The following is a 20,575-nucleotide window of genomic DNA, read 5'->3' on the forward strand; positions in this document are numbered from 1 at the left end:
CTTAGTAGATATGCTAATGTTTTGAATGACACAAAAAACCTCAAAGGTTTTAAAAACCTTTGAGGTTTACTTTATAAAAACACTGTAGTTTATTTTTCAAAAACAACAGAACTCTGTCCAGAATCAACGGTTAACTGAATATTCCTTCCAAAAATTAAAGCTCTATTATCTGGTTCGTGTCCTGCAGGAAAATCAAACATTACCGGAAAATCATACTCTTTTACAACATCTAAAACAAGTTGTTCTATAGAGCTTCCCCATTTGGTAGAATTATTCTTAATTCTAGAAATATCACCAATAATTAAACCCGCACAATTATCAAAATAACCAGCACGCTTTAAACTTTGCAACATTCTATCTATAGAATATTTATACTCACCTATTTCTTCAATAAAAAGAATCTTTCCCTTTGTATCTGTCTGACTGTTGGACCCCAACATAGAGGATAATAATGCAAGGTTCCCTCCTACTAGTTGTCCCCTAACCACTCCTTTTTTATTGTAATTAGAAGAAGGAATCGTGTACTTTAATTGCTTACCAAAAATTGCTATTTTAAAACTAGCAACTGTTTCTATAATTGATTCTGGTTTCTCATCTACACTAGTGCCCATCATTGCATGCATCGTTTCTACGCCTAAATTATGAATATGACTATGAAAAGCCGTAATATCTGAATACCCAATAATCCATTTTGGTTGTTTTAAAAATGTAGTATAATCTAATTTATCTAAAACCCTCACAGAACCGTAACCTCCACGACCCGACCAAATTGCTTTAATATTTGGGTTGTCTAATGCTTTTTGAAAATCTTCTGCTCTTTCGTTATCTGTACCAGCAAAATGACTATTCTGATTAAAAATATGTTTCCCTAAAATTACTTTTAAACCCCAACTTTCTGCTAGTTTCTTAGCCCTTTGTATGGTTTCTGCCCTATTTTTTAAAATTCCGGCAGGTGCAAGAATTGCAATCGTATCTCCAGGTTGTAAATAAGGTGGTGTAATTAATTTTTCTTGTGCATATATTGTTGAAAAAATCATAAAGAGTGCAAGTGTAAAAAGTGTTTTTTTAATCAAAATATGTCTTATTTATGGGTTCTAATCTAGTAAAAATCTATTTCCTGTAAATGTATCAATTTTCAATGGTTTTTAAAAGTCTCTTTTTCGTACTTTTGCACTTCAAAAATCAGTACATAATTAATACATAGAACACATGAGTGCTCCTAAAAGATATACAATTACAGCAGCTTTACCATATACAAACGGACCAATACATATTGGGCATTTAGCAGGTGTTTACGTTCCTGCAGATATTTATGCACGTTATTTACGTTTAACGGGTAATGATGTTGCCTATATTTCTGGTTCTGATGAACATGGTGCCGCCATACCAATGAGAGCAAAAAAAGAAGGTGTTTCTCCGCAGGTGATTATCGATAAATATCACGGAATTATCAAAAAATCTTTTGAAGATTTTGGAATTTCTTTTGATAACTATTCAAGAACTTCAGCAGAAATTCATCATAAGACTGCCTCAGAGTTTTTTACAAAGATGTATAATGATGGTGAGTTTATAGAAGAAACCTCTGAGCAATTGTATGATGCAGAAGCAAATCAGTTTTTAGCAGATAGATTTGTTGTTGGAACGTGCCCTAAATGTGGTTTCGAAGAAAGTTACGGAGATCAATGTGAAAGCTGTGGAACTTCTCATAACGCAACAGATTTAATCAACCCAAAATCTGCAATTACTGGTAATACACCTACTTTAAAAGAAACAAAACACTGGTTTTTACCTTTAGATAAACACGAAGCTTTTTTACGCGAATGGGTTTTAGAAGGACATAAAAAAGATTGGAAACCTAATGTTTACGGACAAGTAAAAAGTTGGGTAGAAGATGGCTTAAGACCAAGAGCCGTAACCAGAGATTTAGATTGGGGAATTCCTGTACCTGTAAAAGGCGGAGAAGGAAAAGTTTTATATGTTTGGTTTGATGCACCTATTGGTTACATTTCTTCTACCAAAGAATGGGCTGCAAGAGAAGGAAAAAACTGGGAAGACTATTGGAAAAAAGACGATACGAAACTGGTTCATTTTATAGGAAAAGACAATATTGTTTTTCACTGTATTATTTTCCCTGCGATGTTAAAAGCACACGGAGATTATATTTTACCAGACAATGTACCTGCAAATGAGTTTTTAAATTTAGAAGGAAATAAATTATCGACTTCTAAAAACTGGGCAGTTTGGTTGCATGAGTATTTAGAAGAATTTCCAAATCAGCAAGATGTTTTACGTTATACTTTAACGGCAAACGCACCAGAAAGCAAAGACAACGATTTTACTTGGAAAGATTTTCAGGCAAAAAACAACAACGAATTAGTAGCCATTTTTGGTAACTTTATTAATAGAGTTGTCGTTTTAACAAACAAATATTACGAAGGTATTGTACCTGCTGCAAATGATTTTACAGAAGTAGATGAAGATGTTTTAGCTGCTGTAAAAGAGTTTCCGAATATTATTGGTAAATCTATAGAAAGATACCGTTTTAGAGAAGCAAGCCAAGAATTAATGAACTTAGCAAGACTTGGTAACAAGTATTTAGCTGATGAAGAGCCTTGGAAAGTGATAAAAGTAGATGCAGAACGTGTACAAACAATTATGTATGTTGCCTTGCAAATTTCTGCAGCTTTAGCAGTAGTTTCTAAACCTTTTTTACCTTTTACTTCAGATAAATTAAAAGGGATTCTTAACCTTGATGAAACGTTGTCTTGGGAAGATATTACTGAAAAGGACGTTTTATTACCTGCAGCGCATCAAATAAATAAAGCTGAATTATTATTCTCTAAAATTGAAGATCAAACTATTGAAATTCAATTAGAAAAATTAGCAGCTACAAAAATTGCCAACGAGCAAGAAAACAAAGTGGTAGAACCACAAAAAGAAACCATAGAGTTTGATGATTTTACCAAACTAGATATTAGAATTGGTACTATTTTAGAAGCAGAAAAAGTGGCTAAAACTAAAAAGCTTTTAAAATTGAAAGTTGATGTTGGTATTGATACAAGAACCATTGTATCTGGTATTGCAGAAAGCTTTTCTCCAGAAGATATTATTGGACAACAAGTATCTGTTTTGGTAAACTTAGCACCAAGAAAAATTAGAGGTGTAGAAAGCCAGGGAATGATTTTAATGACAGATACACCAGATGGTAAATTAGCTTTTGTAGAGCCTACAAAAGAAGTTAAAAACGGACAACAAGTAAGTTAATACAAACTTTTTATATTAGAATCGTGTAATTTCTCCATTTGGTAGAAATTACATGATTTTATTTATAAGTTAGAATTTTATTCTTAAATTACACTATGTAGTTTTACTTTTTATCGAGAATTACAAACGACTTAAAGAATATTGACTTCGTTTTAACGAATTAAAACAATATATATCAAGTAATTAAATAATTTAGCAACACGGTAATATAATCCCTATAAAATATTTAGAGAAGTAATTTGTTAGGAATCCCTAAATTTTTAACAAACTTAAGTTACTCTCCCTATGCTAAATCGCTAGAACATTCATTTGTTTTTAGCGATTTTCATTTTACTCAAAAACTCTTTTTAGATTTAATACTGTTAGTACATTAACCTAAAACACTGCTCTCTTTCAATTCGTTAATAAATGGCTGCTTATAAATTCTTTTGCCTAATGCAGCATTAATTGCATTCGCAACGGCACCTCCTGCTGGTGGTAAACCTGGTTCTCCTAATCCTGTTGGAGATAAATCATTTTCTACAAAATACACTTCTACTTTTGGTGTTTCTTGCATTCTAATTAAGCGATACGTATCAAAGTTTTTAGCATTTGGCTTTCCGTCCTTAAAAGAGAAATCTGCATACATGGCATGCCCTATTCCGTCTAAAACACCACCTTCTACTTGGTTTCTTGCTCCTGTTGGGTTTACTACAATACCACAATCTACCGCAACAGTTACTTTTTTAACTACAGGAAAACCATCTTTTAATACAATATCGGCAATTTCTGCAACGTGCGTGTTGTGGCTATAATAAGCAGAAAAACCTTGATAAACTCCCTCTTCTGTTTTGCCCCAATTTCCTTTTTCTTTCACCAACTTAATAGTGTCTTCCATTCTTTGCCCAGAATATTCTATTTTATTATCTGTAGTTCCTTTTACGTTCTGTAATAAATCTAAACGCAATTGAATAGCATCTACATTTAATTCTGATGCTAATTCATCAAAGAAACTCTGTTCTGCAAACGCTAAAAAGTTAGTATAAGGTGCTCTCCAAGCTCCCGTTGTTATATTACTATTATAACTGCCCGTTTCTACTTTATAATTAGGGATACAGCCTGCAGGAAAAAAGTTAGGAATTAATCCGTACATATTTCCATTTACCGCAGCTTCTTTTAAATGATAACCTGTTACCACACCGTCTTTTAAAGCGGCTTTTATTCTATATTTTACAGCAGGTTTGTAAACACCTGTTGTCATATCATCTTCTCTAGTAGAAACCAATTTTACTGGTTTTTTAATTGCATTAGATATCTCTGCAGCTTCATACACAAAATCGGCATACAATCTTCTACCAAAACCTCCACCCATTCTAGTCATTTCTAAAGAGATTTTATCGATATCAAAATCTAACAAATCTGCAACTACATTTGCAGCAAATTCTGGTGTTTGTACAGGACCTGCTAAATGTATTTTTTCTGATGTAACATCAGCATAAAAATTCATAGGTTCCATACAATTGTGTGGTAAAAAAGGCGAATGATATGTTTTTTCTATCACTTTATCTGCAGTTGCAAAAGCCTTTTTAATATTACCATCTTCTCTTCTTGTATCTAGGTTTTTTCCGTCTAAAATATCGGTTAAAACAGTATCATGGTTTTCTGTAGATTCTAAATTACTATCTTCTTTCCAAATTGCGGTAAGTGCTTTTTTACCTTTTATTGCTGCCCAAGTGCTTTCTGCAATAACCACTACTTTATCTGTTTTAGACATGGTAAATGTCCAGTTTTTCTTACCAGACGCAACATACTTTCTTATTTTATCACCTATGGTAATAACATCAATTACACCTTTTACTTTTTTTGCTTCGGTAGCATCAAAACTTTCTAATATTTGCCCGAAAGCTGGTGGTCTTAAAACAGTTGCAATCACCATTCCATCTGTTTTGTAATCCAATCCAAAAAGTGGTTTTCCTGTGATAATTTTATCAATATCTACATTTACAATTTCTTGACCAATAATGGTATAATCCTTGGCTTCCTTTAATTTTACATTTTCCGGAACCTCTAATAATGCAGCTTCTTTAACAACATCTCCATAGCCTAATGTATCTCCATTGGCATTGGTTATAACTCCTTTTGATGCTTTACATGTATTGGCATCTACATTCCATTTTGCAGCAGCAGCATTTACCAACATTTGTTTAGTGGTTGCTCCTGTTTGCCTTAAAGCATCCCAACCAAAGCGAATAGATTGACTTCCGCCAGCCAATTGTCTGGTAAAATTATTAGTGTCTAGGTTTCCTTGAGCTACGTTTACTTTACTCCATTCGACATCTAATTCTTCTGCAATAAGCATAGGCATTGCTGTTTTTACACCTTGCCCTATTTCTGGGTTTGGCGAAAAAATAGTGACATAACCATCATCAGAAATTTTAATAAATGCATTAAAATCATTGAAGTTTAATTTTGTAATATCCACTGGCATTACTGCTTCTGGCTTACAAGCCGTTAATAAATTAAACCCAATTAATAAACCACCACTTGCTAAAACTGATGCCTTTAAAAAGTTTCTTCTGCTAAAATTATTCTTTGATATAGATTCCATTTTGTGAAGTAGTTTTATGATTAAGACATTTTATTTGCAGCAACTTTTACCGCTTTTTCAATTCTGTTATAAGAAGCACATCTACAAATATTACCATGCATGGCTTCTCTAATTTCTTCTTCTGAAGGATTTTTATTTTCTGATAAAAAAGCAGAAGCAGTCATTATTTGTCCCGCCTGGCAATATCCACATTGTGGCACATCAATCTCTTTCCAAGCTTCTTGTACTGGGTGTTTACCATCTGTAGACAACCCTTCTATGGTGGTAATTTTCACATCATCTAAAATAGAAACTTGCATTTGACAACTTCTTGTTGCAACGCCATCTATATGAACCGTACAAGCACCACATTGCGCAATTCCGCAACCAAACTTTGTACCTACTAAATTGAATTCATCTCTTAAAATCCATAACAATGGAGTGTCTGCATCTGCAGATACTTTACGCGCTGTTCCGTTAATATGAAGTGTATAATTTGGCATAGAAAGTCGGTTTAAAATTAAAGTTGGAAGTTACAAAAAATTGCTTTTGTTATTTTAACTGGAAGTTAAATGAATATATTTTGGGACTATCTTAACGAAAACAAAACATAAACCACTAAATAACAGCGAATTAATAATTTAAAAAACACTTTAAAACAAAAAAAAATCCACCCTAAAAAGGGTGGATTCAACTTTTTCAAATCAATTTTACGCAGCTTTATCTTACTTTTTTTTTATTCCACATCTATAATTCGTTTTTGTTTTTCTTCTTTTTTTATCTTTTTTAAAACATCAAATAAATTTAGTTTTAACTCTCTATGTTCTTTTAAGTGATTTTTAAATAAAATAAGCAGTGTTTTATGCTCGTTCTTATAAGTTTCTTTTTGTTTATCACCCTCAGGTTCTATAACTTCTAGGTTATTTTCATGTTTTTGAACCAATTGAATTAACGCATCATTGGTCTTTATAGAATTACTTAATTTCTCAATAATTTCTTTACTTTTATCATAAGATTGAAAATCGATTAATTGAAGCGTATTCCATTTTATTAAGTCTTCGAAAAAGAGATATTCATCATTTAAAAACTCTAATTCTAAACGCCATTCTTTAGAATCATTGTGCATTTCTTCTACACTTAACCATTTTATATAACTTGTATTTACATGTTTAATTTTCATCATAAATAGTATTAAATTCTACACTAAAAAACTTATCCACCCCTAATTTACTTAAAAAAACAAGCTTATAAAATGATTAATATCATCTAAATTAGTTTGCCTTTTCCCCTGAAGGAATTACTAAGAAAGGTACATTTAAATGAAAACCTATTTGACTAATTGTTGATTTAAAAAATAGATTTTCGAAAAAAGAATGCTTATTGTTTATCATCACTAACAGATTTATTCGCATTTTTAATTGAAATTCAGAAATAGCACCTGTTACACTTTGGTTGCTAACACTATAAAATAAATGGGAAACATTTTTTAAGATTTTATCTAACTTATGTTTATTTTCTATTTGATTTTTAGATAAATCATCGCCATAAGTAGTGTTTATTATATTTATTCTAGAACTATTAGAAAGGCCAATATCTACAATTAGTTTTACTTGTTTTTCATTAAAAGAAACTTCATAGTCCGAAGGAAATAATACTTCATTAGGAGCTTCAAAAGCATAATTACTTGGTATTGCTAACACGGGGCATTTTGCATTTTTAATGATATGTACGGTGTTAGAACCAAATAAAATTTCGGTTAAACCTGTTGCTCCTTTGGTTCCCATTACAATAAGATCCATTACATGTTTTTCATGCAACTCTTCTATCTCACTTGTTAGAGTGTTAAATGAAGCTATTTTACGATACGTATGGTTTGGGTTTTTAAATTGATTTTCAATTTTTTGTTGAAGTTTATCAAGTCCTTCCTCTGATGTGTTTTTTACAACATCAACCAAATTAAAACCTTCAACACCTGGGTTCATATACTCTACATCATAAATCATTGGTGTATAAGTATTCATTATAAAGAAATTACATTTTTCGTCCTTAAATAATTGAATTGCATATTGAATTGCATTCCATGAATTATCTGAAAAATCTGTAGGTAAAAGTATATTTTTCATGATGTTTGTTTTTAATAAATTCTAAATTATATTTCCTATTCCATAACCTCCTAGAAGAGATTTTTACCTATAAATTTATTTTATCTATATGGTTTTAAAATAGAATATGTTGCTTTTTAAGTATAAAATGAACCTCTAAATTTCTTAGATTCTCCTTTGTAAAGAGTTAAATATCTATCAGAAAGATAAAGCACATCTGTTGCAGAATTATTATCAGACTAAAAAAAAGTCTTTATTAGCCTGATAATAATTTAACCGAGCATTTATCTGCATTTACAGATAAGGTTTTGTAATTGCTTTTCTCTTTTGTAACTGCTTTTCTAAATCTGAAATAGTATTTTTTACAGCAAGCTCGTAATTTTTTTCATTTGAAGATGCAAATAATCTTGGTCCTGGTGCACTTAATTCTATTTCACAAATTACACCTTTGTTTTTAGAATCATTTTCCTTTTTAAAAAACACATCTGCTTTAATAATTGTTTCGAATTTTTTAACCAAACCATCTAGCTTTTTTTCTGTATAAGCTTCCATAGTTTCACTTGTAGACATGTTAACAAATTGAATATTCATTTTCATCTTTATGGTGTTTTTAGTTATTAATAAAAAAATTATTGAAACCTATCGTTTCGTATGTAGTTCTAAGATAATCCTTTTTAATTAAATTATTATAATAGCATATGCAATATTTAATAGATATAAACCTATTAGAAAAAGTAGTGTATATATTGCCTGTACAAATCTAATATTTACAAGTTTTAACCAATGTATGGTTCGCTTAGGAATACTAAAAAGAGATAACCCTATAAGTAATGACGACCAACCAATTAGGGTAATTATAAGTTTCCAATTAGGCTCCCATATGTTATGGAATAGAATATTTATCAACCCAATAATAATGGCTAAAAAAGAAAAAATAATTAGAAATTTTTGATCTTCTAAATCATTAAATATTTGCCTAATCCTTTTTGGATTAAAACTTAGTATAACGAAAAAAATAAGTAAGTAATAACCCCAAAACTTTGCTAAAAAAATTGAATTATCCATAACATATTGTTTTTATTCATGCAGTACTAAAAAAGGAACATCGGTATGATAGCTTATTTCCGCTACCTTAGTATGAAATAGTATTTGTTGAAAATAATTAAGATTTTTTGCCACCATAGCAATCATATCTATATTTCTACTATTTACAAAACATTGCACAGCATCTTCTACTTTTTTATTTGTTAAAAAATGAAAACTGTGTTGGTAATTATAGAGATAATCTTCTAATAGTTCTTTACTTTTTTGTTGATCCTCATTTAAAGAGATCACTTTTTTACTGATATTTAAAACCCTTAAAGAAGCGTTTTTTTCTTCTAAGATTTTTATTATTGGTTCTAATATTTGTAATTCATTACATAGAGAAAAATCTGTTGGAAATGCCACCTCTTCTATTTTCTTAAATTTAGCATTCTCAGGTACTACTAAGGTTGTACATTTTACCTTTGTAATAACATCTCCCGTATTACTCCCAGTAATATATCCCTGAAAACCACTAGCTCCTTTGGTTCCCATAACAATAACATCTATTTTTTTTTCTTCTACCTGCTGTCTTATAGATTCAATAAAAAAATTAGTATCTGTTAAAGTGTAAAAATTATGGTTCTTATTATTAAAGTTTAGGGCTATTTTTTGCTGAAGTCCTTTTAATTGTTTTTTTGCATTTTCTATGTTTACATCTATAATAACTTCTTGCGTGTTATCATAGAAATAATCATCTACTACAACATTATTTAACCTATTAACGTGTAACAAATAAAAATTGCACGTTGCGTGCTTATAAAAATTTAAAGCATACTCAATTGCATTCCAAGAATTGTCTGAAAAATCTGTAGGGAGTAAAATAGCTTTCATTTAAATTCATCTTTTATCTAAAAGACAAATTTATTGCTAGAATACTTTTTAAAAAATGATATTAGTCATATGGCTGCTAATTCATTTAAAATCAAGAAATATCTTTTAGTTTCTCTAAATCTAAAATTTTAATTGTTCTACCTTCTATTTCTATTAAACCTTGTTTTTTAAAACTAGACATAGTTCTAATTAATGTTTCTGTTGCAATACCTGCAACACTTGCTAAATCGTTTCTAGAAATTTTTATTTGATCGTCTGGTTTTCTATTTAATTTTTCTGCAAACATTAAAATTGTCTTCGCTGTTTTTTTACTTACAGAACTATACGCCATTTGCAAAAGTTGATCTTTTACAACTGCTAAGTCTTCTGTTAACAATTCTATCAGCTCTAATGTTACTTTATGATTTTTGTTTAAAACACCTGTTAATGTTTTTTTAGAAAGACCAACTAATTCTGTTTTCTGAATTGCCGTTGCAGATTCTTGATATGCTAAATTCTGAGAAAAAGAAGTATAGCCAAACAAATCATCTTCTTTATATAAAGCAGTTGTAAGTTGTTTTCCTTGCTCATCTAACTTATGGCATTTTATAAGCCCTTTATTTATTAAATAAATATAATTAGAGTTATTACCTTCTTTATAAATGCTTGCATCTTTTAGAAAAGTAAAAGTTTCTCCATTATCTTCAAAATAATTTTTTAAGTCATTAAGACTTCTTATGTCTTCTTCCTCTTCCTTTACAACTTCAATTTTTTCTCTACGATCTTTTAGTATCGCTGCTTTTGCCAATCTACTTTCTATAGCACTAATTAATTCATCTTCATTAAAAGGCTTTGTTATATAATCATCTGCCCCTAAATCCATTCCTTTTCTTACATCACTTCTTTCTGTCTTTGCTGATAAAAATATAAACGGAATGTGTTGCGTTATTTCGTTATTAGTTAAAGCTTCTAAAACACCGTAACCATCTAACTCTGGCATCATAATATCACAAACAATAATATCTGGAACTATTTTTTTTGCTAATTGTACCCCTATTTTACCGTTAGCAGCACTGGTAACTTCATAGTTTGATAATTCTAAAAGTTCTGATGTGTTTTCTCTTAAAACTACATCATCCTCAATTAATAGTATTTTTCTCATATTGCTTTGTTAATAATCTTCAATGTAAAAGTTGATCCTATATTCTCTTCACTTTCAAAAGTAATTGTTCCTCCTAAATTTTGTAAATGACTTTTAATAATATTTAAACCAATTCCTGTTCCTTCCGTTAATAAAGCATTTTCTGCTCTAAAATAACGGTTAAATATATTTTTTTGATCTGCCTTCGGAATCCCAATTCCCTGATCTTTTATTTTGATGGTCGTCGTCGTGCTATCTTGCTTTATTTTAATGTCTATTTCAGAATTTTCTGGAGAATATTTAATAGCATTGTTTATTAAATTAGATAATGCCAAGGCGATTGTTTTTTCATCTTGCAATAAAGAAATATCATCTATATCTTCTGGATATTTAATTCTTTGTCCTACTTTTAAAAGCATGTTTGCATTATAAATAACCTCATCTACTACCTTACTCAATTTAAAAGAATGAAACTTGTAATTTACTTTACCTGTTTCTAATATTTCTATGGATAAAAAATCATTTAAAATATTATTTAAATAATGTACTTTATTAGTAATGGTTTCTAAGTGCTTATCTCTTTTTTCTTGTTGTTCTGCCAACTTATATTTACCTAAAAGCATTGTAGACGTTAAAATACCACTTAACGGTGTTTTAAACTCATGAGAAACTAACGACAAGAATTTTGTTTTTAGCTCATTGAGTTCTTTTTGCTTTTTTAAAGCATCTTTAATTTTATTCTCTGCTTCTAGCCGTTTATGATTCTCTTTATCCAGCTCTATATTTACAGTTTTTAATTCATGAACTGTTTTACTTAATTCTTTTGTTCGTTCACAAACCTTTTTTTCTAGATCATTGTTTAATTGATGTATTTCTTCTTCTTGTTGCTTTCTAACAGAAATATCTATAATTAAAGCCATTATAAAAGTTTGTCCTTCTATTTGAAACGGATTTAAACCTGCTTCTAACGGAAAAATAGCGCCATTTTTTCGGGCTCCATACAAATCTCTCCCATTGCCCATCTGTCTTTTTTCTTTGTTCTTCATAAAACCCTTAAAATGGGCTCCGTGACCTGCATGATAATTTTTAGGGATTAAAATATTAAGTGGTTTATTTATAAGTTCTCCTGGATCATAACCAAACATTCTCTCTACAGATGAATTTACAGAAACTATGTTTTGCTTATCGTTTACTACAACAACTCCCTCTGATACAGCCTCAAAAAGTACATTAAAAACATCCCGATCTTTACTTAGCATTTGGCAATAAATTATCTAATTAAACAAAGATTAAAAATACTACATTTTATATTCAAATTATAGTAATTTATGACTAATATCATAATTATATAACTCATTATTATATAACTTTACTCATATTCATAAATTCTTAATTATGAAACCATCACAAAACACAATTATTTCTTTTTATGAAAACTTAGGTAAATTATTTTTCGCAATTGCAGCTGCAGATAACATTGTAGAAGAAGTAGAATTTAATGTTTTAAAAAAAATAGTAAAAGACAAATGGACTAAAGTAGATCCTGTAGATGATGATTTTCATTCGGATGCAGCCTATCAAATAGAAACCGTTTTCGATTGGTTAAATATTGAAAGTTTTTCTAATTCAGAAACTTGTTACAATGAGTTTATCGATTTTAAAAAAGAACATCCTTCCTTATTTACCGAAGAAATAAAAAGTCTAATTATAAAAACAGCAACTAAAATAGCTGCTTCTGTTGCAGATTTAAATAAATCTGAATTAAAATTGGTTGCAAAACTAAGTTTAGAACTTGAAAAATAATAAATTTAAGTATTATTTTAACCAAGTTGTAATACACAACCAAATTAAAAAAAATACGTATATTACTTTTTAAACACCTTAACTGATGGCTTCTATAGATTATTATAAAATTTTAGGAATTACCAAAAGTGCTTCTGAAGCTGATATTAAAAAAGCTTACAGAAAATTAGCACGAAAATACCATCCAGATCTAAACCCTAATGATAAAACTGCTGAGAAAAGCTTTAAAGAAATTAACGAAGCTAATGAAGTTTTAAGTAATCCAGAAAATCGTAAGAAATACGATGCATATGGAGAGCATTGGCAAAACGGAGAAGCTTACGAACAAGAAAAACGAAGACAGCAAGAACATCAAAGTAGGTCTCAAAGTAATCAAGGTGGGTATTCTCAAGAAGATTTTTCTGATATTTTTGGAGACATGTTTGGTGGTGCTTCTTCAGGAAGAAGGACGAATGCGAAATTTAGAGGGCAAGATTACAATTCTGAAATTCAACTAAATTTAAACGATGTTTATAAAACACAAAAACAAGTAATTACTGTTAATGGAAAAAACATTAGAATTACAATTCCGGCTGGTGTAGAAAACGGACAAGTAATCAAAATAAAAGGGCATGGAGGAAAAGGTGTAAATGGTGGACCTAATGGCGATTTATACATTCAGTTTTCTATTATAAATAACACCAAATTTAAACGAGACAAAGACAATCTTTATATTGATGTTGATTTAGATTTATATACGGCTCTTTTAGGTGGACAATTAACCGTTGATACTTTTGATGGACAAGTAAAATTAACCGTTAAGCCAGAAACAGCAAACGGAACCAAGGTAAAACTAAAAGGAAAAGGATTTCCTAAATATAAAAAAGAAGATCAGTTTGGAGATCTATATATCAATTATCAACTTAAAATACCAACTAAATTAAACGAAAAAGAGATAGCATTAATTAAAGAATTACAAAAACTACGCTAAACATGGAAACTCAAAATTTAATATCTATTCAGCAGTTTTGTGCCCACTACAGCATTCCTACAGCTTTTATAAATGAGTTAAAAGAGTATGAATTAATAGAGATTATTGTAGAAAATAATGATCATTATATTAAAATTACGCAAATAACAGAAGTTGAAAAAATGATTCGTTTGCATTATGATTTAAATATAAATTTAGAAGGTGTAGACGTAATTTATAATTTATTAAACCAAGTAGATTCTTTAAAAAAAGAAATAACCGATTTACAAAACAAGCTCAATTTTTACGAAAACGAATAAAATTCTAAAATAATTTCATATAAAAATAGTTCCTTATTTTAGCGCTACCTCCTAGTCTTTTTAGGCTTTTTACACCTAAAAAATCATATAATTAAAGATAAAAAATTAATAAACTGATTTTTATCATATTTTATTTAATTGATTTTTAATACATTAGTCACTCCCTTTAACTAAAACTAAGCATCATGATAACTAATTTAAAAGAGAATGAATGCATAAACATCTTAGAAAATAACTATGTAGGGCAACTGAGCTATATTTATATAGAAAGACCTTTTATTGTACCCATGACTTATTTTTTTGACAAGAAAAATAGTATTGTAGGCTATTCCGAAGAAGGTCATAAAACAAAGGCAATGAGAAATTATAGAAAAGTTTCTCTGCAGGTTTCAGAAAAAGCAGACAGCAATACTTGTAATTCTGTTTTAGTGCATGGTATTTATGAAGAACTATCGGGTTCTGTAGCAAAAAAATATTTGCACGATTTTACCGAAGGTATTAAAGCAATTATTCTAAAAAATGAACACAGAAATTTGCATTGTATAAGCGATTTCTCTAATAAAAGAACACAGAAAAAAATTCCAATTGTTTTTAGAATAACTGTTGATGAAATGACCGGTAAAAAAATTACAAACGAGAGTTTATAACAAGAAAACATAAATATCAAATTTAAAAAGACCATCTAAAAAGGTGCAATACTTTCTAGACAGCCTCTTTCTATGTAATTTATTTAGCTCCCAAAAGCAATAATTCATTCACCATAATTTCGGTAACATATCTTTTTTCTCCTTCTTTGGTATCATAAGAACGGTTTGTTAACTTCCCTTCAACGGCAATTTCTTGCCCTTTATTTACATAGTTTTCTACCACTTTAACCAAACCTCCAGTAATAACAATATTATGCCAATAAGCACGCTCTACCTTATTACCTGCTTTGTCTTTGTAACTGTCATCTGTAGCCATAGAAAATTTAGCCATTTTATTACCATCTTTAAAAGTTACTATTTCTGGATCTTGACCCAATCTACCAATTAACTGTACTTTGTTTCTTAACGTATTCATAAGATAAGTTTTTATGCATTTTTATTGAATGCAGGTTTATAATTTGTTTTTGTCAATTCGTTTTGACTCTGCAAAGTTGCGACACCATTACAATTTTATTCGGTTACAAAACAATTACTTTCGGTTGTAATTACTTGTAGTCGTTTGTAAACGGATAAAATTTAAGTATATTTACCTTATGAAATTTCATTTAGAAACAGAAAGACTACTTCTTAGAGAATTTAGAATAACTGATGTAGAAGGAATGTTTGAGTTAGATTCTAACCCAAAAGTTCATAAATATTTAGGGAAAAAGACAATTAAAACGAAAGAAGAAGCAAAAAGAATGATTGAATTTATTCTAAAACAGTATAAAGAAAATGGTATTGGTCGGTTTGCTGTTATAGAAAAATCTTCAGGTAATTTTATAGGTTGGTCTGGTTTAAAACTAAATAAAGGAACAAAAGAAAGCTTAAATGGTTTTCAAGATTTTATTGATATTGGCTATCGCTTCATTCCGAAATATTGGAAAAAAGGATACGGCTTAGAAACTGCTATTGCTTGTTTAGAATACGGTTTTAAAACCATGAATTTAGACACTATTTATGGTGCTGCAGAAATTGGAAATATTGGTTCTAATAAAATTTTACAAAAAATTGGATTACAATTTGTAAACGAATTTAAAGAAGGTAATAAGCTGGTAAATTGGTACGAACTAAAGAAAGAAAACTATGGAAAGTAGAAAATGTTTAGAATGTGATGAAGTTGTTAAAGGTAGAATTGACAAGAAATTTTGTTCAGATTATTGTAGAAATGCGTACAATAATCGTGTTAACAAAGACAGTAAAAACCTCATTAGAAATATAAACAATCGACTTAGAAAAAATTACAAGATTTTATCAGAATTAAATACAACTGGTAAAACAAAAGTAACCAGAACCAAATTGTACGATAAAGGTTTCGATTTTCAGTTCTTTACCTCTATTTACAAAACAAAAACTGGGAATACTTATTTTTACGTTTACAATGAAGGTTATTTGCCTTTAGAAAATGAGACTTTTTTATTAATAAGAAAAGAGTAAAAAATTTACATCAACATATACTTTTATAAAATGCCATTATTTACAGATTTCGAACCCTTTTTAATTCCAATACTATTTATTATAATAGTTGGTCTTATTATCTTTATAACTTATTATTTTAGTACAAAACAAAAAATTATAAGAACACTTTCTAAACTACCAATTAAACAAATAGGAAGCTTAAAAAATAATGAACTTACAAGATTTACAGGAAAAGCCTTACATGTTAAAGAGCCTTTAGTTGCGCCATTTAGCAAAAGAAAATGTGTGTTTTATGTCATAAAAATTGAACAACAGAAAAGTAACGGAAAACAACAAAGCTGGCGAACAATTGTACATGAAGAAAAAGTACAAGATTTTTTTATAGAAAAAAATAGTGATTTTGCTATGGTAAGACTCCATCAAAACCCTAAAAACTACACAAGTTATTTAGTAGCTGATAAAAAAGTAAAATCGGGTACTTTCAATGACCCAACTTCAGAGTTTAAAGCATTACTAGAAAGCTATCATATTAAAAGTGATAATTTTTTAGGACTTAATAAAACCTTACGCTACTCTGAAGCCATTATAGAAATTGGAGAAGAAATTACCGTTGCAGGTATTGCAAAGTGGAAAAGCTTAAAAGAGCCCATAGAAGGCTATTCGTATTCTAAAATAGCCGAACTAGAAAGTTCTGATAAACAAAAATTAATTATTACAGATTTACCAAATATTAAATCTAAAAAAAGGTTTTAACTATTCCACGTATTTCCTTTCACACTAATTGCAGCTTTTAAAACATCTGTTTGACTTATTTGACCAATTAGCTTTCCGTTTTCTACTACAGGGAATCTTCTTCTGTGAGAACTAATAAATTTAAAAGCTGCATCAAAAATATTGGTATTCTTATCAATAGTATCCACACCGATAGCCATATATTTACCTACTGTATTGTTAACATCAGAAGGCATATTGTAATATTTACTTTCAGATATATGTTTAATACAATCTGTTTCAGAAATAATTCCTATTAAATCGTTTTTATCATTTACAACCGGTCCTCCAGAAATTTTATGTGTAATTAATTGTTCAATTACATGATCTAAGGTATCCTCAGCTTTAAAAGTTATCAATTTTTTTGTCATGTAATCAGATACTAAAATTTGCGCATCTTCTTTTCCCTGACTTGTATCTCTTTTTCCTTGAAAGCTTTTAATTGCCATAATAGTTTCGTTTTTGGTTCTCTTAAATTTACTGTTTTTTCTGTTTTAAACAACTTTTCTATTAAGTTTTTTTTTATTTACTACATTTAAATAAACTTATTTATCAAATAATCAAATAAAAGCCTTTTCATCTCTTATATCTGTATTTAGAATTATCGGTCTTATTTTTTGGAGTTTTTCTGATTTAAAACCTCTATTTCATCTAGAAAAAAAGTCTAAATAGAATTCTCTATAAATAATGCACTTTGTCTTTTAAAGAAAGAAAAACAGCTGTCAAACAAGTTTAGCCCAGATTGAAACGGCATCCTTTTTTCTGTCAGTTCGAGTGGTTTTTATGACGAAGGAAGAAAAATTGTATCGAGAACAGAAGAAAAAAGATATAGTGGAAAGCTGGAAATAGCTTCTAAAAAAGTAAACGCATAAAAAAAAGCATCTAGAGATCTCTAGATGCTTTTTAAATATAATTTTAGGCTGTTTTAGTCTATTTCAGAAACTCTTAATGTATTTACCATACCTTTTGCTTCAACTGGCATAGAAGTAAGGTTAATCATTAAATCTCCTTCTTTAACAAAACCTTTTTCTTTAGATATTTTGTTAATATCTACAACAGTATCATCTGTACTTAAGTTTTTATCGTAATAAAAAGCTTTTACACCCCAAAGTAAGTTTAGTTTTCCTAAAATTCTTCTTTCTGATGAAAATGCTAATATTTTAGCTTGTGGCCTCCATGCTGAAATTTGGAATGCTGTATAACCACTATTTGTTAAAGTAGAAATTGCGGTTGCATCGATATCATTTGCCATTAAAGCTGCGTGATGACAAACTGATTTTGTTATAAATCTGTTTGTTCTAATATGTGGCGCTTCATGTGGTACTTTAATCATTCTAGAGTTTTCAACTGCTTTAATGATTTCAGACATTTTCTGAATTACTTTTAAAGGGTGTTTCCCTACAGAAGTTTCTCCAGATAACATTACTGCATCTGCTCCATCCATAATAGAATTGGCAACATCATTTACTTCTGCTCTAGTTGGAACAGGATTATCAATCATTGTTTCCATCATTTGAGTTGCAATAATTACAGGAATTCTTGCTCTCTTTGCACGTCTTACTAATTTCTTCTGAATTAATGGAACGTCTTGCATAGGAATTTCTACTCCTAAATCTCCACGGGCAACCATTAAACCATCACAAAAAGGAATTAATGCATCAATATTTGCAACTGCTTCTGGTTTTTCAATTTTAGCAATTACGGGTACTCTATAATCTGAATGCTCATCAATTAAATCGCGCAACATTCTTAAATCTTCTGGAGTTCTTACAAAAGAAAGTGCCATCCAATCGACGTTTAAGCCTAAAGCAAAAACGGCATCTTCTTTATCTTTTTCTGTTAAAGCGGGTAAAGAAATAGCTGTGTTTGGTAAGTTTACTCCTTTTTTAGAATGTAAAGGTCCACCAACTATAACTTTGACAACAACTTCTTTGTCTTTATCTGTAGAAACTACTTCAAAACGTAATTTACCATCATCTACCATAATGTTTTCACCAACTTTTACGTCTTTAGGAAAACGTTGGTAAGTCATAAATGCTTTTTTGTTGTTACCTATACACTTTTCTGTTGTAAAAGTAAACAAGTCGCCATCATTTAAGATAACATTTTCTTCCATTACTCCAACACGAAGTTTTGGTCCTTGTAAATCTGCTAAAATGGCAACATTAAAGCCTTCTTCTTCATTAATCTCTCTAATTCTTTCTACATTTTGTTTTACGATATCGTAATTTGCATGCGAGAAGTTAATTCTAAAAACGTTGACACCTGCAACTGCCAACTCTTTCATCTTTTCTTTAGTATCGATTGCTGGACCTAAGGTTGCAACTATTTTTGTTTTTTTGTAGTCTTTCATGTTTAAAATATTAAAAAGTCTTTAGACTTTAAGGTGTTTTTATCTATTGAATATGCGGTAATTACATTATCAATACTTTTAATTCTATTTACTGTTTTCATTACAAAATCATCGTCTGAATCTCCACAAATTTTTAAGAAAAAATCTACTTTTTTCTTTTCTGGAATTAGGTATGTTATTGTTTCTGATGTTAATAACAACTCGTTAGATGCTGATTGGTTTTCTGTTCTATAACTATTCGTTATTAAAAACCACTCGTAATCATATTCTATATTTTCATAATTATATATAGAAAAAGAGGCTTTCTTTTCTTCTATAACAAATTTTAAGTCTTCTTTTGCTTTATAAAACCTGGTATTAAGGTTTTTATTTAATAAGTAGGCAAGTTTATAATCTTCTAAAGTAGAATGGATTCCTATTAAAGAATATTCTTCTTCGCAAAAATCGTCCATTTCTAAAGCGTGTACCTGCATAGATTATAACTAATACTCGTTTTTATGAAAAACAAAATTACTAATTGTTTACGAACTTTACTGTTAATTTTAACGAAAACGTTATCGTGGTTAGCCTAAATTGATTTCTTTTTGAAACGCAAAATAGACTCTTTTAGCAGCTTGCTCTTCTGCTTTTTTCTTAGAAGTAGCTCTACCTTTGGCTATTTGTTCTCCATCGATACTTACCTTTACACTAAAGTGTTTGATAGCTTCGTTACCAGAATCTTCATAGGTATCAAAAGTATATTTCTTCTTTTGTTTCTGGCACCATTCTATTATAAGCCCTTTGTAACTTGTAATTTTCCCTTCTAGCTTTTCAATATCTACGTAGGGTACAATTACATTTTCATAAATAAATTTCTGACAAGTATTGTAGTTTTTATCTAAATAAATAGCGCCTACTAATGCTTCAAAAATATTACCATGAATATTATCGCCTACGTTAGCTTGATCTATATTACTTTTTACGAAACGTATTAAGTCTAGATCTTTTCCTAATTCATTTAAATGCTCTCTACTAACAATTTTAGAGCGCATTTGTGTAAGATAACCTTCACTACCTGTAGGTACTTTTTTGTATAAATAAGATGCAATTACAGATCCTAAAATAGAATCACCTAAAAACTCTAAACGTTCGTAATTTATAGGAATTCCTTTGCTGTCTAACATTTGCACAGACCTATGTGTAAATGCTTTTTTATATTTATTTATTCTTCTTGGAGAAAAATTAAGTAGTTTTTTTAATTCGTTGTATAATTGTGCATCCTCTTCACTGTGAGGTTTTACTATTTTACGAATAAAATTCATAGAG

Annotated in this window: 22 protein-coding genes; 8 read left to right on the forward strand and 14 right to left on the reverse strand. The window is 29.6% G+C overall.

Annotated features, from left to right (window positions below; genetic code table 11):
• Positions 1 to 89 precede the first annotated feature (89 nt).
• Positions 90 to 1,037 carry a S66 peptidase family protein gene (locus WHD08_RS11330; protein WP_208890758.1) on the reverse strand — a complete coding sequence of 316 codons (948 nt, stop codon included), beginning with the start codon at positions 1,035 to 1,037 and terminating at the stop codon, positions 90 to 92.
• A gap of 172 nt (positions 1,038 to 1,209) precedes the next feature.
• Between WHD08_RS11330 and metG the strand changes: the two genes are divergently transcribed.
• Entirely contained in the window at positions 1,210 to 3,264 is a 2,055-nt protein-coding gene (gene metG / locus WHD08_RS11335; RefSeq protein WP_208890757.1) for a methionine--tRNA ligase, read from the forward strand.
• A gap of 370 nt (positions 3,265 to 3,634) precedes the next feature.
• Here metG and WHD08_RS11340 read toward each other — a convergent pair whose 3' ends face one another.
• The 8 genes from WHD08_RS11340 to WHD08_RS11375 form a co-directional block, all read right to left on the reverse strand.
• Positions 3,635 to 5,851, reverse strand: coding sequence for a xanthine dehydrogenase family protein molybdopterin-binding subunit (locus WHD08_RS11340; protein ID WP_208890756.1), 2,217 nt, complete (start codon positions 5,849 to 5,851; stop codon positions 3,635 to 3,637).
• Between the two features lie 20 nt (positions 5,852 to 5,871).
• Positions 5,872 to 6,333, reverse strand: a complete 462-nt coding sequence (locus WHD08_RS11345; protein WP_166383884.1) for a (2Fe-2S)-binding protein — start codon at positions 6,331 to 6,333, stop codon at positions 5,872 to 5,874.
• Between the two features lie 233 nt (positions 6,334 to 6,566).
• Entirely contained in the window at positions 6,567 to 7,013 is a 447-nt protein-coding gene (locus tag WHD08_RS11350; RefSeq protein ID WP_208890755.1) for a hypothetical protein, read from the reverse strand.
• Between the two features lie 88 nt (positions 7,014 to 7,101).
• Complete coding sequence (locus tag WHD08_RS11355; protein WP_165731475.1) at positions 7,102 to 7,953, reverse strand: universal stress protein; 852 nt, start codon at positions 7,951 to 7,953, stop codon at positions 7,102 to 7,104.
• 273 nt (positions 7,954 to 8,226) lie between these two features.
• Positions 8,227 to 8,529 carry a ribosome hibernation-promoting factor, HPF/YfiA family gene (hpf, locus tag WHD08_RS11360; protein WP_068447682.1) on the reverse strand — a complete coding sequence of 101 codons (303 nt, stop codon included), beginning with the start codon at positions 8,527 to 8,529 and terminating at the stop codon, positions 8,227 to 8,229.
• Between the two features lie 480 nt (positions 8,530 to 9,009).
• The gene (locus WHD08_RS11365) at positions 9,010 to 9,849 is read right to left on the reverse strand and encodes a universal stress protein (RefSeq protein WP_208890754.1); all 840 of its coding nucleotides are present in this window, start codon (positions 9,847 to 9,849) and stop codon (positions 9,010 to 9,012) included.
• 91 nt (positions 9,850 to 9,940) lie between these two features.
• On the reverse strand, positions 9,941 to 10,990 hold the full coding sequence (locus WHD08_RS11370) for a response regulator (protein ID WP_208890753.1): 1,050 nt from the start codon (positions 10,988 to 10,990) through the stop codon (positions 9,941 to 9,943).
• Positions 10,987 to 12,228, reverse strand: coding sequence for a PAS domain-containing sensor histidine kinase (locus tag WHD08_RS11375; RefSeq protein ID WP_208890752.1), 1,242 nt, complete (start codon positions 12,226 to 12,228; stop codon positions 10,987 to 10,989). The genes WHD08_RS11370 and WHD08_RS11375 overlap by 4 nt, the downstream gene beginning before the upstream one ends.
• A gap of 136 nt (positions 12,229 to 12,364) precedes the next feature.
• On the opposite strand from WHD08_RS11375, the gene WHD08_RS11380 reads away from it, so the two are divergent.
• From WHD08_RS11380 to WHD08_RS11395, 4 genes are all read left to right on the forward strand, one after another.
• On the forward strand, positions 12,365 to 12,772 hold the full coding sequence (locus WHD08_RS11380; protein WP_208890751.1) for a hypothetical protein: 408 nt from the start codon (positions 12,365 to 12,367) through the stop codon (positions 12,770 to 12,772).
• 85 nt (positions 12,773 to 12,857) lie between these two features.
• Complete coding sequence (locus tag WHD08_RS11385) at positions 12,858 to 13,742, forward strand: DnaJ C-terminal domain-containing protein (protein ID WP_208890750.1); 885 nt, start codon at positions 12,858 to 12,860, stop codon at positions 13,740 to 13,742.
• Positions 13,743 to 13,744: 2 nt separating this feature from the next.
• The gene (locus WHD08_RS11390) at positions 13,745 to 14,041 is read left to right on the forward strand and encodes a chaperone modulator CbpM (protein WP_208890749.1); all 297 of its coding nucleotides are present in this window, start codon (positions 13,745 to 13,747) and stop codon (positions 14,039 to 14,041) included.
• A 185-nt stretch (positions 14,042 to 14,226) separates the two neighbouring features.
• A complete protein-coding gene (locus WHD08_RS11395) occupies positions 14,227 to 14,688 on the forward strand; it encodes a pyridoxamine 5'-phosphate oxidase family protein (RefSeq protein WP_208890748.1) in 462 nt (153 codons plus the stop codon).
• 79 nt (positions 14,689 to 14,767) lie between these two features.
• On the opposite strand, the gene WHD08_RS11400 is transcribed toward WHD08_RS11395, so the two are convergent.
• Entirely contained in the window at positions 14,768 to 15,103 is a 336-nt protein-coding gene (locus WHD08_RS11400) for a single-stranded DNA-binding protein (RefSeq protein ID WP_165731467.1), read from the reverse strand.
• Between the two features lie 178 nt (positions 15,104 to 15,281).
• Here WHD08_RS11400 and WHD08_RS11405 point away from each other — a divergent pair, with 178 nt between their 5' ends.
• From WHD08_RS11405 to WHD08_RS11415, 3 genes are read left to right on the forward strand one after another with little or no spacing between them, the layout of a single operon-like run.
• Positions 15,282 to 15,824 carry a GNAT family N-acetyltransferase gene (locus WHD08_RS11405; RefSeq protein ID WP_208890747.1) on the forward strand — a complete coding sequence of 181 codons (543 nt, stop codon included), beginning with the start codon at positions 15,282 to 15,284 and terminating at the stop codon, positions 15,822 to 15,824.
• Positions 15,814 to 16,164, forward strand: a complete 351-nt coding sequence (locus tag WHD08_RS11410) for a hypothetical protein (protein ID WP_165731465.1) — start codon at positions 15,814 to 15,816, stop codon at positions 16,162 to 16,164. The genes WHD08_RS11405 and WHD08_RS11410 overlap by 11 nt, the downstream gene beginning before the upstream one ends.
• A gap of 30 nt (positions 16,165 to 16,194) precedes the next feature.
• Positions 16,195 to 16,899 carry a hypothetical protein gene (locus WHD08_RS11415; protein ID WP_208890746.1) on the forward strand — a complete coding sequence of 235 codons (705 nt, stop codon included), beginning with the start codon at positions 16,195 to 16,197 and terminating at the stop codon, positions 16,897 to 16,899.
• Here WHD08_RS11415 and WHD08_RS11420 read toward each other — a convergent pair.
• The 4 genes from WHD08_RS11420 to rnc all read right to left on the reverse strand — a co-directional run bounded on the left by WHD08_RS11420 (position 16,896) and on the right by rnc (position 20,571).
• A complete protein-coding gene (locus WHD08_RS11420; protein ID WP_165731463.1) occupies positions 16,896 to 17,366 on the reverse strand; it encodes a CBS domain-containing protein in 471 nt (156 codons plus the stop codon). The two genes, WHD08_RS11415 and WHD08_RS11420, sit on opposite strands and share 4 nt — an antisense overlap.
• Positions 17,367 to 17,842: 476 nt before the next feature.
• A complete protein-coding gene (gene pyk, locus WHD08_RS11425) occupies positions 17,843 to 19,270 on the reverse strand; it encodes a pyruvate kinase (protein ID WP_208890745.1) in 1,428 nt (475 codons plus the stop codon).
• A gap of 2 nt (positions 19,271 to 19,272) precedes the next feature.
• Positions 19,273 to 19,722, reverse strand: coding sequence for an IPExxxVDY family protein (locus WHD08_RS11430; RefSeq protein WP_340832493.1), 450 nt, complete (start codon positions 19,720 to 19,722; stop codon positions 19,273 to 19,275).
• A 111-nt stretch (positions 19,723 to 19,833) separates the two neighbouring features.
• Positions 19,834 to 20,571 (reverse strand): ribonuclease III, encoded by a 738-nt coding sequence (rnc, locus tag WHD08_RS11435; protein ID WP_165731460.1) that lies wholly within the window; start codon positions 20,569 to 20,571, stop codon positions 19,834 to 19,836.
• Between the last annotated feature and the right edge of the window lie 4 nt (positions 20,572 to 20,575).

It is taken from the genome of Polaribacter sejongensis (assembly GCF_038024065.1).
GTDB lineage: Bacteria > Bacteroidota > Bacteroidia > Flavobacteriales > Flavobacteriaceae > Polaribacter > Polaribacter sejongensis.